This window comes from Nocardioides sp. CCNWLW239 (genome assembly GCF_037137035.1).
Classification (GTDB): domain Bacteria; phylum Actinomycetota; class Actinomycetes; order Propionibacteriales; family Nocardioidaceae; genus Nocardioides.
Map to the genome: position 1 here is coordinate 1,208,908 of NZ_JBBBNW010000001.1, position 12,219 is coordinate 1,221,126.

Sequence of the window (12,219 nt, forward strand, 5' to 3'; positions counted from 1 at the left end):
CTCTCACAACCCCTTTCCGTGGGCATTGACGGTCCGCACGAGCCAGGGCCCGGAGACCATCCGCGTGGACACGGCCAGCGCGCCCCACGCCCGCAGGCTGCCGGCCTTGGCACGCAGCGACGTACCTGCCCAGCGGCGGGCGAGCTTGTTGTTGCCTGCCAGGGCGGAGGCAAAGGCGATCTGGCCGGCGATGCGTGCCAGGCCGGTGCGGTCGCCGCGGATCTCGGGGTACTTGCCGACGATGTAGGCCAGACCGTCCGCGTTGGTCTGCCACTTGCTCGTGAAGAAGGAGGGACGGTCCCAGTGCACGACCACGAGCGGTCCGTCGACAGCGATCACCGGGCCGTGGGTCGTCGCCCGGAGCAGCAGCTCGTAGTCCTCACCGAAGGAGCCCGGCACGAGCTCGTCGACCAGACCGACCTCCCCCAGCAGGTCCTCGCGTCGCAGCACGAACCCCGAGGGGTGGTACTCGGTGATCCTCGAAGCGAGGAAGTCAGCGTGCTCGGCGCGTGCTGGTGCCGTACGCACCACCGACTGCCCGGCCGTGACGACCTCGATGCTCGAGGCGACCAGGACGGCCTCGGGGTGGTCGGCCAGGAGCCGGAGCTGGCGACGGATCTTGGTCGGACGCCACTCGTCGTCGTCGTCGCAGAACGCGACCAGATCGCCGGTGGCTGCAAGGATCCCGGTGTTGCGGCCGCCGGCGAGGCCCGGCGTACGGTTGTTGGTGATCGTGCGCAGGGTTCGTCCGGGGAGGAGCATCACGTCGTCGAGAGGGTCCACGTCGACCCGGTCGAAGACGACGACCGTCTCGATCTCGCCCTCGTAGTCCTGGGTCATGACGGAGCGGATCGCTCGCCGCAGCAGGTCTTCCCGACCGCCGCGGGTGGCGATCACGCAGGTGACGGTAGGAGCACTCATCGGACTTCCTGACGGGTAGGACGGGCGAGGTCGCGAGCACGCCGGCGCATCGACGCCACCGTGTGGCCGGCGTTGATGACGAACAGCAGCGCGTAGAGCGCGAAGAACAGGGGCGGCCACGCCCAGGCCAGGAACACCCAGCACAGCGCGCCGGTGTCCGTGGGCAGCAGGAGGACCGACTGCAGAGTCCCGCGGCGCGACCGCGTGGCAGGCTTCGCCGTGGATCCCGCCGGCGTCCAGCGGTGCACTGTCGTGCGGCGCTGGCCCTGGAGGAGCTGCCCGGCGAGGATCTGCGACATGAACTGGGCCGCGACCACCGGCACGAACAGCGCCGCTGTCGCGACGCCGAGCGTGGAGTCGCTCCAGGTCGCCAGGAGGAGCACCGTCACGTGGATCGCGGGGACGCGCGCGGCGTCGAGCACGTGGTCGAGCCATTCGCCCTGCTTCGACGAGCGACCGGTGAGCCGCGCGACCTGGCCGTCCGCCGAGTCGAGCACGTAACCGAGAGCGAGCAGCACCGCAGCGATCGCACCCGCGAGCACGTTCTGCGTGTGCAGCGCCAGGAGCGCTCCCAGACCGGCCAGGGACAGCCCGAAGCTGACGAACGACACCGTGTTCGGGCCGATGCCCAGGGCGACGGCGGCCGCCGCGACGACCCGCGCCGCCCGGCGGTTGACCCATCGGGTGTACGCCGGAACGCCGTCGCCGACCTTCTGCGCGGCGCCGATCGTGGCCCACGCCTCGGCGAAGGTCATGGACGTGTCCGTGACGGTGCTCTCGACCGCGGCGAGCGTGGCTCTGGATCCGCTCATCAGTACGCCCCCCGTCCGCCGAAGACGGCACCGAAGGTCCGGCCGAGAATGCTGAGATCGCCCAGCAGGCTCCAGCACCGGACGTACTGGAGATCGAGGCTGATGCTCGTCTCCCAGTCGAGGTCGCTGCGACCACTGACCTGCCAGAGACCGGTGATACCGGGACGAACCGCGAGCCTCCCGCGCTCGCGCTCGTCGTAGGCATCCACCTCGGCAGGAAGGGCAGGCCGGGGGCCGACCAGGCTCATCTGTCCGGCGAGGACGTTGAACAGCTGCGGCAGCTCGTCGAGCGAGTAGCGGCGCAGGACCCGTCCGACGGCCGTCACCCGCGGGTCACGGCGCATCTTGAACAGGGGTCCGGCCCCGTCGTTCTCCTCGACCAGATGCACGACCTCGGCATGGGCGCCCACCCGCATGCTGCGGAACTTCACCATCGGGAAGCGCCGGCCGAGCCGGCCGACCCGCTCCTGGACGTAGAAGACCGGTCCCCTGTCGGTCAGGAAGACCAGCAGCCCGATCCCGACCAGGACCGGGAGCGCCACCACCAGCAGAACCAGAGCGGCCAGCCGGTCGGCGACGTTCTTGACGACCGTGCTCGGCCCGGTGGGTGGGGGCAGGGTCGCGGGTGCCGTCTCCTGCGGAACCTCGGAGTCGTAGACGCGAAGCCGCGGAATCAGGTCGCTTCGGGTCAGGGTCGGCGTCGTCATCGCCCGGCCCCCTGCTCGTGCAACCGGGCGCGGAGCATCGTGCTCGACGTACGTCGGGTGTAGGGCAGGTACTCGACCCGGACCCCCACCTCGGCGAACCTCTGCTCGAGCATCGTGCCCTTGGCGGTCCCCTTCCAGTCGTCTCCCTTGAGGAAGACGTCGAACGGCCGCTGCGACCAGGTGATGAGCTTGTCCGGGCTCTGCTCGACGACGACCTCGTCGACGATGCCGATGGCGGCCACGATGGCGGCCCGGTCCTGCGTGCCGACGATCGGCGTCTTGCCCTTGGCGAGCTCGACGAGATGGTCCGGCACGACCCCGACGACGAGGTGGTCACACAGTTCACGCGCATTCTGGAGCAGGGCGAGATGTCCTACGTGGAACATGTCCCAGGCTCCGGGTGCGTATCCGACGATCATTTCTTCCTTTCGTTGGTCGGTGGTTGAGCGGGGGGAAGGGGTCTGCGGCGGGAGAGCCGCCGGCTGTTGCCGACGATCGCGGCGAGGCGGCGCAGGGTGGTGCCTCGAGGACGCTCGGCGGCGATCGCGTCGGTGACCTCACGTTCGAGGCGGACCGCGGTCTCCGCTGTCGACCGGGCGCGTCCGGGGATCGTGCCGAGTGCCCGGTCCTCGGCCATCCGCGTCATGAGGGCGTGGAGGTCGTGGTTCTCCATCGCGAGCAGGGCCCCGCCCTGGTCGTGCATGAACCGGCCGAAGGTGACCTGGTGGTCGTCCACGTGCTCACCGAGGTGGTGACGTCGCGGGACGACGATCGGGCGACGGCCGAGCGCGTTCGCGTCGAGGATCGTGCCGGGGCCGACCTGGGTGACGAGCACGTCCGCGGCAGCGAACCTCTCGAAGAGCTCCTCCCGGCCCACCGTGGAGACCGCGGTCCCCGTGGTCGGTGGCTTGCTGTGGCCGTGCTGGACCCAGAGGTCCACCGGCCGCTGGTGCAGCCGGCTCCAGGTGTCGGCCCACCCCTCGGTCGCGCGGACCAGGCGGTCGAACGGGTGCGAGTCGGTTCCGACCGAGACGACGACGCGCAGGGGCTCGTCGGCCGGCCGGTTCGTACCGGTCACAGAGCGGGTCCGATCGTGACCGCGCCGGGGTAGATGTGCTCCTGCGCCTCCCACTGGGTGCAGAACACGTCGGCGAGCGGGTAGCAGAGCCTCCCGGTCAGGGTCGGCGAGTCGATGCGGTCGAAGACCTCCACGTACACCGTCCGGATGCCGAGCATCCGAGCGGCGAGGAAGAACGGCGCGGCCACGCCCGCTCCCGTGGACACCACGACGTCGGGCCGCTCGGCACGAAGCAACCGGAACGCCAGGGCGGCGTTGCGGAGGGCGTTCGGAACGTTGCGGTTGGTGGGGCTGTACGCCCAGGTCACCGTCTCCCCGTCGAGCGCCACACGGGCGTGGGGCTCGTCGAAGGTGACCCAGTGCCGGTCGTGCCGAGACCACCAGGCGTCCAGCGAGAGGAGCTGGGCCAGGTGGCCACCGCTCGTCGCCACGAGCATCGCGCGCATCAACGAGCCTCCGCTTCCGAGGACGGCTTCCCCGCACGGTTCTCGGCACGGTTCTCGCTCAGCACACCGAGCGTCACGACCCCCGCACCTGCTGCGGCCTGTGCACAACGGGTCACCTGAGCCGTCGTCGCGGTCCCCGAGCAGACCACGACGACGGCGGCGACCGACCACCACGACCCGTGCGGGTCGGTAGCGGCCGACGGGTCCGGCAGCGGCACGAGCTGGACGTGCGGCCCGTGACCCGATCCGGTCGCGGCCACCCCGGCCGCCTTCAACCCGTCGACGATGCGCAGGCTCGCTGCGCTCGCGGTGTTTCCGGGGACGACGACGCCCACCCGGGCAGGCGTGTCGCCTGACGAGGTGAGGGCCAACGCGCCGACGGCTCGACCGACGTACGCCGAACGCAGGTCACCGGCGACGACGGTGGCACCACGGAGCGCGTCCGTCAGCCGCTCGACCGTCCGGACCTTCGGGTCTCGCCGATCACGCAGGAGCGCGACGAACGCCCCGAGGAGCAGCCCCGCCAGAACACCTGCCGCGACGTACGCGGCGACGCCGACCGATGACGGCTCGTCGCTCACCTTGGCGGTGCGGACGACCTTGCCCACCTCGCTGCCGTAGACGGTCGCATCGAGCTTCCGCTCTCCGATCTCGGCCGCCGCCAGCTCGTCCGTCTGCTCGAGGGCTTCCAGGTACGCCTCGCGTGCCTCGGTCGCCCGCTGGGTCCGCAGCATCAGGTAGCGCTCGGCTGCCACGTTCGCCGCCTCTGCGGCCAGCTCCGGCGAGCTCGCCGAGACGGACAGGTCCATCAGTGCCGTCCCCTGCGGACTGCCGACATCGAGGCCGGCGGCGATCGCGTCGTCGACCTCCTGGCTGGCCCCGGTCGACGGCAGCACGCTGGCGCCGTCCTTGGCGCTCAGCAGCGCGACGTCGGTCGCGGTCTCCGCCGCCAGCGATCCGGCAGACGTCTCGCGCACGAACGAGGCCGGCGAGGTCACCTGCACCGTCGACGTCGCCGTGTAGGTGCTCGGCGTGAGCGCAAAGGCGCCCAGAGCAGCAGCGACACAGACGACCGTCGCCGCGACGATGGTCGGCCAACGGCGGGCGAGCACGCGACCCACCTCGCTCAGGGTGAGCTCATGGGACGACGCCTCGGACATCGCGGGCTCGTTCGTCGCCGGCCGCCCGGCCGGGAGGGTTCTTGTGGTCATGTTCCTCAGAGATCGTTTCGAATCGGACTCAGCGGCTCACCGGACCGGACCAGTGGCTCGGTAGGGTGTGCTTGCGATTCGCATGACACCGGGACCAAAGACCTATGACGCTCGATGGCGAATCAGCGATGTGAGGTAACTCACACAGAGCTGTCCTGCGTCATCGGGCTGCTGTTCACGTCCGTCAGGAGGGCCGGATCTGGGTGGCTCTCGCCGCCGGAGCCGGGTCCGGCGCAGCCTCCGGAACGGGCTCGGTTCGGTCCAGCAGGCCACGCCGGCGGGCGATCGAGAAGGCCACCACGACGTACGGGACCCCGAGCGCGACGACCGCCACGAGCGCGAGCGGCGTCTGCCCGAGGACGGCGACCAGGACCGCCCCGCCGCCACCGAACAGGGCGAGGGCGGGGAGACCGACCAGGACGGCGCTGCGCCACGACGATCCGATCGGGGCGATACGCCGCACCTGGATCGTGGCCAGCACCGCATCCACGACGACCGCGGCGGACCACGCGAGCGCAGCGCCCAGGATGCCCAGCCGTGGGACCAGGATCAGACACCCGCTGATCAGCAGCGCGAGCTGCACGAGCCGGTTCGACATCTGCCAGTGGCTGCGGCCGCCCATGAGGAGGAAGGTCTGGAGCATCCCGGCGGCCTGCAGGACCATCATCGCTGCGCACATCACCCGCAGCGCGGTCGCGCCCGCCGGGAACTCCGGCCCGAAGAAGGCCAGCACGGTGGGCGCGAAGACGGCGAGGGTCGCGTACGCCGGCCAGCCGAGCCCCACGAGCAGCATGGTGACCATGTCGAAGAGCCGCCGGGCACGGTCCGCCTCGCCCCGCGCGAGCGCGGCGGAGACCTGCGGTCCCCAGGTGACCCGGGCGGCGGTGTCGAGGACCGTTCCGGCGACGGCGAGGCGGGAGACGATCGCGTAGATCCCGCCGGCCGCGGGACCGGCGATCTGGATGACCAGCAGCACGTCGACCCAGTCCAGGCTCCGCTCGACCGCGATCGAGACTCCCCGTGGCAAGGAGAACCGCCAGAACTCGCCGACGACGGAACCCACCGGCTCGGTGCCGACGATCGGCCCGTCGACCGACCTGGTCCGGCGGCGCACCGCTCGGACGAGCAGCGCCAGCGCGATCAGGCCCAGCACCGGGAGCGGCGAGAGCCAGGCGAGGAAGGCGTCCTCGGTGGAGGCCGTCACCACCAGTGCCCCGACCACGGCGGCCAGCCGCAGCCCGGGCAGGGCGAGCGACTGCAGCGACGTCGCCGCGACCGGCTTGCCCAAACCGCGTACGCCGCCCGAGCAGACCGCGAGCAGGACGGCGAACGGCAGGGCCAGGCCGATGGCGCGGACGAGCCGGACCCCGTCCTCGCCCGGGACCGCCACCAGCGACTGGGCGACCTCCGGCCACACCCACAGCGCGACACCGGCGAGCGCCGCGACGGTCACGGGCGGCAACACCCCGACGAACGCGATCGTCCGCAGCTCGACCTGCTTGCCGAGGGCCATCGCCCTCGAGGTCATCCGGACCATCGTGGTCTCAGCGCCGAGCACGCTGATGCTCGACACGATGGTGAACACTGCCGTGACCTGGAAGAACTCTCCTGCTCCTGCGGCGCCGAGCAGGTTGCCCACGACCGCCGAGAGACCGAAGGTCGCGACCACTCCGACCATGGTCGACGCCATCACGACGACGGCGTGACTCCTCCCGGGAGGCGCTCCGGCCGCACTCATGCCTGTCGAACCCGAGGCCGCGCCCCGTCAGGGCCCGGCAACAGCTCGCGCACCCTCGGATGGGTGAGCACCGCGCCCACGCACACGAGCACCACCGTCTGCATCACACCGAGCCGGTAGAAGGGAAGCATCACGACCGCCGCGATCAGGACGCCGTGCAGCCAGAGCCCCGCCGTCCCGGGGGCACGCCGAGCACGCCAGACGAGAGCCACGAGGAACGCGCAGAACAGTGCCAGACCGACGAACCCGTAGCTGTACATCACCGACCAGATCTGCCCCTGCGTGCCCAGTGCGATGCCGATCGTCGCGTCGGTGCGCGGGTTCGCCCACCCGATGAGGGGTGAGCGCAGCGTCGCCTCGATCGTCTCCACGTATACGGCCATGCGGGTGTCAGCGCTCGCCCCGCCGCTGACCACCTGCCGCTCGAAGAACGACCCCACGGCACCGCTGGCGACCAGCACGGCCCCGGCCACGGCGCCCAGAGCGAGCAAGCGAGCACCCGCACGGAGCCGGTCCCGGGCGATGAGCCGGATCGTGACGTACGCCCCGCAGACTGCGAGCGCGAGAGCCATCGACCGGTTGCCCGACGCCAGGATCGGGTGGATCGAGAGCACGAGCACGGCGACGAGCAGGACCTTCGTCCGCGCGGACGACCAGCTGAGCCGGGCCAGGACCACCGGGGTGAGCAGCGCCACCGCGCTGCCCCAGCTGTTGGCGTACGGGAAGGGTGCCGCGGGGCGGTTGAACGGTGCGCTCGCTCCCCAGATCTGCTGGACCTCCGCCATCGGCGGCAGCAGCAGGTCTCGCACCAGCTCGTTCCCGGAGATCGCGCCGGGAAGCACGCTGGTGAGCACGACCCCGAACGGTGCCCGCAGGCGTACGTCGGGAATCCAGGTTGCCAGCTCGCCGAGCAGCACGACCGCCACCCAGAGCACCACCAGGGCATCGACGACGTGCCGCAGCGAGCGGCCGGGGAGCGCCCGCACATAGGCCAGCGCGACACCGGCGACCACGATCTCGGAGTACTTCTGGACGTAGCCGACCGCCTGGCCAGGGCTGTCGAGCAGGACGACGCTGGTCAGCGCCCAGAGCGCGAACGCTGCGTACAGTCCGAGCACGACATCGGTGCGGATGCTCCCGCGCCTGATGAGGAACGCGAGCTGGATCAGCGCCATCGCGACCGGGAACACGACGGCCAGGCCGAGCGCCCACGCCACCGGGAAGCCGGCGACCAGCCCGGCGACCGGCCAGACCGGAAGGATCGGCTGCTGCCCGCGCCGGTTCACCGGCACGGGTCTGGCGTCCGCCCAGAGGGTCGGCACAGGGTTCTGCGTCATGCTCACGTAGTCGGGTCCTTCGTCGGTCTCGGGGCGGGATCCACCCGGGCACACCCCAAGACACGGTTCCGGCACGTTGATGACGGCGCGGCGCGGTCCTTGTGCTCTCGCCCGGTCGGCCGGACGCTCGAGGCGGCTCTACTTCCCGTTCGGGTTGCCCGGCCTGTCCTTCGTCGAGCTCGCGGACCCGAGGCCGCCCTGGCCCCGGGACTCGTGCGGCTTAGCGTGATCAGGTCGGTGGCCCGGCTGCTGGCTGTCGTGCTTGCCACGGCCCCGGCCGGGCAGGTGGACCGTGAGCAGGGCGTGGCCCGACTGGGTGACCGTGATCGTGATCCCCGGCCCGGACGGCTTGGACCCGGATGGCCGGTCCGAGTCGGGCTGTTCCGACTCGTCGGCAGGTCCGGCAGGTCGAGCAGGTCCAGCAGGTACGGAAGGCGTGGCCTCCAACGGCTGAGCGGGCGTGGCCGGCGCCTCCGGGGTCGGCTCCTTGGCAGGGGTCGGCTCCTTGGGAGGGGTCGGCTCCTTGACGGGAGTCGGCGGGGTGAGGTCGTCCGGTGTCTCGACCGGCGACTCCTCGACCCGTGACTCCGCGACCGGCGATCTTGGAGAAGCCTGGCTCTCGACGGGTCGGGGCAGCACGGCGTCCGGCTGCGGCTGGTCACCAGCAGGAGACGGAGCGGCGGTGATCTCCCGGGGCGTGGGAACGGCGTCCGGCACGCTCTGGCGCTGCTCGCCATCGGGTCCGCTCACACTCCCGCCGGGTCGGTCCTCCACGTCCGCGACGGTCACGCTCTGACCCGCGCTGGGCGACGGCGTACCACCGTGGTTCCAGCCGATCCCCGCAGCGACCGACGCTGCGACCACCAGCGAGGCGGTGACCACCGACGCCACCGTCACGCCCACTGCGCCGGCGCTGCCGATGGCCGCCGTTCCGGCCCCGGAGGCCGCGGCGGCCGAGCCGACCGAGGTCGACCCGGCGGAGGCCGCACCTCCCGAACCGACGGCGCCGCCCGCGACGGTGCCACCCGCGACGGCACCGCCCAGCGACACTGCTCCCAGGGCGTCGAGCGAGACGATCCCGGACCCGAGCACGATCGGCAGCAGGATGGCCTTGAGACTGGAGGCCAGGTCGGTGGTCTCCCTCACCAGGATCGTGCACTTGAGGCAGCTCTCGAGGTGCTCCTCGAACGTGGCCTTGTCCTTGCGGCGCAGACCGTTGCGCTGATAAACACCGATCCGGTCGACGGTCCACACGCACGCCGGGTCGGCGTCGTCCGAGCTCACGTGCGCCTGCAGCCATGCGACCCGCAGTCCCTCACGGGCGCGGTAGGCGAGCGCCGCCGCCGCGTTGGCGCTCAGCCCGAGCAACGGGCCGGCTTCCCGGGCGGACATGCCCTCGACGGCGGTGTACCACAGGATCGTGCGCCACTCCGGGCGCAGGCTCTTGAACGCCTGACCGGTGACGGTCTGCTCCAGCAGCACGTCCTCGAACATGGCGTCGACGTCGACCTGCGACGACAGATCCTCCAGGGTGTGCTCCTTGGCCCGATCCCGCGTCCAGTTCATCGAGACCGCGCGGATGGAGGCGTACAGGTAGGGGCGGAACGCGTCACGCGGTCCCTTGCCCCCACGGATCGCCGACAGCACGCGCGTGAAGGCCTCCTGCACCAGGTCTTCGGGATCGAAGCGGTGCGAGATCTGCCTCGCGGCGCGCAGACCGGCATCCTGATGACGGGCCCACAGGCCACCGAACGCGGCGTCGTCACCCCCACGAACACGGTCCACCAGCACAAGATCTGACACATCTGGATCGGATCGTTTGACGTCGAACATCACACACTCTCTGCAGCATCGGGATTCGAAAGATGTTCAGAGGTTTCGGACCCATGGGGCCGCACAGCACTCGGCGGACACGACAAGCATCCTTCTGCTTGCGCATCCGCCCGCACTGCCCGATCTGCGGCACCCGCCTCTGAACCGATTCGATGGTCACACGAAACCCGGCCGGGATCCCCACGAAAGCAGGGTGATGGCGGGGTGAACCACGGGTGAAATATGGGTGATCCGGCGTGGCGTCGACGCCCGGTCGCCTCGGTCCCTCACCTTATTGGTTGATCAGCGGGGCCGTCGCCCCAAGGAACGGGCGTCCTGTGTCAAGGTCCCGTCATGGCTCAGGGTCGGATCTCCTCGAAACTGCTCGGCTGGAGCGCCCTGGTGCTGCTCCTCGCCGCCGCGGTCACTTTCGTCGCTCCGATCACGCTGTTCATCCTTGCCGCGGCAGACAACGGCGTGGGGGTCGCCGACGCGCCCATCACGGTCGACGCACCGGGCCACCAGACATGGGGCATCTACTTCAATGACGCCGACAACTCGGGCTACAGCGGATACTGCTCGGTCAACGACAGCGCCGGCCGTCCCGTCGAGATCCGCGATCCCGGCGCGACGGTCTCGTCGTCAGATACCGAGATGCTTGACCACGTGTTCACCACGCCTGAAGGCGGAAGCTTCACAGTCGATTGCCAAGCAGAAGACGCATCGGTGCGCGTCGGCCCGGTCGGCAACCTGCCTTCGGTGCTCATCGGCGCTGTGATCGCCGCTGGGCTGGGTCTTGTCGGACTCGGACTGGGCATCCATTGGCTGATCAGCAAGGACTCCCGTGGGATCAGCGACTGACCGTGCCAGACATGATGAAGGCCCTTCACCGAGCTTCTTGCCTAGTGAAGGGCCTTCGTGTTCTGCGCGCCTGTAGGGATTCGAACCCCAAACCTTCTGATCCGTAGTCAGATGCTCTATCCGTTGAGCTACAGGCGCAGTGTTACCGAAGCAACGTGTAGAAGATTAGCGGAAGATGGTCCGTGACCTGAAATCGCCACGTGTGAGAAGATCTGGCGCCAGCCACAGCATCGGGGAGGTGGAGCGTGAGCAAGCGTCAATTCACGCCGACCGGCGAGGGGAAGAACGTGACCGACGAGGGAGGCACGCCCAGGACGCGTGCACTGCTCGAAGCCAAGGGCATCGAGCTTTTCGAGCTCATCGCGGAACGAGGCGAGCTCCCGGCATCTGATGAACGGATCAGCCAGGGCGGGGAGTATGCCGAGGCGTTGGAGGTGCTGACGGACCTCGGGCTCGTACGCAGGACCGGCGACGACGGATCGAGCTGGGTGCCGGTTGACCCGGCGACGGTTCAGGCGCAGATCGTCGCTCCGATGACGCAAGAGGGCGTCCGCCTGCTCCAGGAGTCGGCCGAGTGGGCGAACAACTTCACAGCCCTGCGGAGCGCGTGGCGGCGCGCGGCTCCCGACGACGAACGTGGCCCGTTCACCTATGTGCATCGCCCCGCGATCCAGCCGTTTGTCGACTCGTTGGCCGCGGAGTGCGAGTTCGAAGCGCTCACCGCCCAACCGCAGAACCGGCGAGCAGGCGGCACGGTCATGGAAGAGGTGATCGCCAAGGAGCAAGCCATGATCAAGCGCGGCGTCAGGATGCGTACGCTCTATCAGCACGCCGCGCGGCGCAGCAGCGAGACGCGGGAGTACGTCACCGCCGTCACCGCCGCGGGCGGTGAGGTCCGCACACTCGACGAGTTCTTCAATCGAATCCTGATCTTCGACCGCCGGATCGCGATCATCCCCAGCCCGGATGGCGTGGACGTCGCGGTTGCCGTCCGCGAACCGTCCGTGGTCGCCTACCTGGTAGACGTCTTCGAACGAGCCTGGGAGCGCGGGCGGCCGTTCGGCCACGGCGACCCCTCTACCCTCAAGGACATCGCCAAGGAACAGCGGTCAATGACCCTCCGCATGCTCGTCGAGGGACATTCCGATCCTGCCGCGTCCAAACGACTGGGCGTCAGCCCGCGGACGTACGCGGGCTATGTCGCCGACCTCAAGGACGAGTTCGAGGTCGACACCCGATTCCAGCTCGGCTATGAAATCGGTCGCAGCGGCTCTGGTCTCGACGATGCGTAGATAT

At 70.0% G+C, this 12,219-nt stretch carries 12 protein-coding genes and 1 tRNA gene; 2 read left to right on the forward strand and 11 right to left on the reverse strand.

What is annotated here, in order from left to right:
* Positions 1-3: 3 nt before the first annotated feature.
* The 10 genes from WBG06_RS05765 to WBG06_RS05810 all read right to left on the reverse strand — a co-directional run bounded on the left by WBG06_RS05765 (position 4) and on the right by WBG06_RS05810 (position 10,035).
* Complete coding sequence (locus tag WBG06_RS05765; RefSeq protein ID WP_336735578.1) at positions 4-921, reverse strand: glycosyltransferase family 2 protein; 918 nt, start codon at positions 919-921, stop codon at positions 4-6.
* Entirely contained in the window at positions 918-1,733 is an 816-nt protein-coding gene (locus WBG06_RS05770) for a CDP-alcohol phosphatidyltransferase family protein (RefSeq protein ID WP_336735579.1), read from the reverse strand. The genes WBG06_RS05765 and WBG06_RS05770 overlap by 4 nt, the downstream gene beginning before the upstream one ends.
* Positions 1,733-2,440: a sugar transferase gene (locus WBG06_RS05775; RefSeq protein WP_336735580.1), complete on the reverse strand. Its 708-nt coding sequence runs from the start codon at positions 2,438-2,440 to the stop codon at positions 1,733-1,735. Before WBG06_RS05775 ends, WBG06_RS05770 begins: the two co-directional genes overlap by 1 nt.
* Positions 2,437-2,859, reverse strand: coding sequence for an adenylyltransferase/cytidyltransferase family protein (locus WBG06_RS05780; protein ID WP_336735581.1), 423 nt, complete (start codon positions 2,857-2,859; stop codon positions 2,437-2,439). Before WBG06_RS05780 ends, WBG06_RS05775 begins: the two co-directional genes overlap by 4 nt.
* Complete coding sequence (locus WBG06_RS05785) at positions 2,856-3,518, reverse strand: glycosyltransferase (RefSeq protein ID WP_336735582.1); 663 nt, start codon at positions 3,516-3,518, stop codon at positions 2,856-2,858. Before WBG06_RS05785 ends, WBG06_RS05780 begins: the two co-directional genes overlap by 4 nt.
* On the reverse strand, positions 3,515-3,964 hold the full coding sequence (pssD, locus tag WBG06_RS05790) for a PssD/Cps14F family polysaccharide biosynthesis glycosyltransferase (protein ID WP_336735583.1): 450 nt from the start codon (positions 3,962-3,964) through the stop codon (positions 3,515-3,517). The genes WBG06_RS05785 and pssD overlap by 4 nt, the downstream gene beginning before the upstream one ends.
* Positions 3,964-5,175 (reverse strand): Wzz/FepE/Etk N-terminal domain-containing protein, encoded by a 1,212-nt coding sequence (locus WBG06_RS05795; protein ID WP_336735584.1) that lies wholly within the window; start codon positions 5,173-5,175, stop codon positions 3,964-3,966. The genes pssD and WBG06_RS05795 overlap by 1 nt, the downstream gene beginning before the upstream one ends.
* Positions 5,176-5,359: 184 nt before the next feature.
* On the reverse strand, positions 5,360-6,868 hold the full coding sequence (locus WBG06_RS05800; RefSeq protein ID WP_336735585.1) for a lipopolysaccharide biosynthesis protein: 1,509 nt from the start codon (positions 6,866-6,868) through the stop codon (positions 5,360-5,362).
* A gap of 41 nt (positions 6,869-6,909) precedes the next feature.
* A complete protein-coding gene (locus WBG06_RS05805; protein WP_336735586.1) occupies positions 6,910-8,250 on the reverse strand; it encodes an O-antigen ligase family protein in 1,341 nt (446 codons plus the stop codon).
* Positions 8,251-8,388: 138 nt separating this feature from the next.
* Positions 8,389-10,035, reverse strand: coding sequence for an RNA polymerase sigma factor (locus tag WBG06_RS05810; RefSeq protein ID WP_336735588.1), 1,647 nt, complete (start codon positions 10,033-10,035; stop codon positions 8,389-8,391).
* Positions 10,036-10,416: 381 nt separating this feature from the next.
* On the opposite strand from WBG06_RS05810, the gene WBG06_RS05815 reads away from it, so the two are divergent.
* Positions 10,417-10,923, forward strand: a complete 507-nt coding sequence (locus WBG06_RS05815; RefSeq protein ID WP_336735590.1) for a hypothetical protein — start codon at positions 10,417-10,419, stop codon at positions 10,921-10,923.
* A 65-nt stretch (positions 10,924-10,988) separates the two neighbouring features.
* On the opposite strand, the gene WBG06_RS05820 is transcribed toward WBG06_RS05815, so the two are convergent.
* Positions 10,989-11,061 (reverse strand) — tRNA-Arg (locus WBG06_RS05820).
* Between the two features lie 107 nt (positions 11,062-11,168).
* On the opposite strand from WBG06_RS05820, the gene WBG06_RS05825 reads away from it, so the two are divergent.
* Complete coding sequence (locus WBG06_RS05825; protein ID WP_336735591.1) at positions 11,169-12,215, forward strand: LuxR family transcriptional regulator; 1,047 nt, start codon at positions 11,169-11,171, stop codon at positions 12,213-12,215.
* The last annotated feature ends 4 nt before the right edge of the window (positions 12,216-12,219 follow it).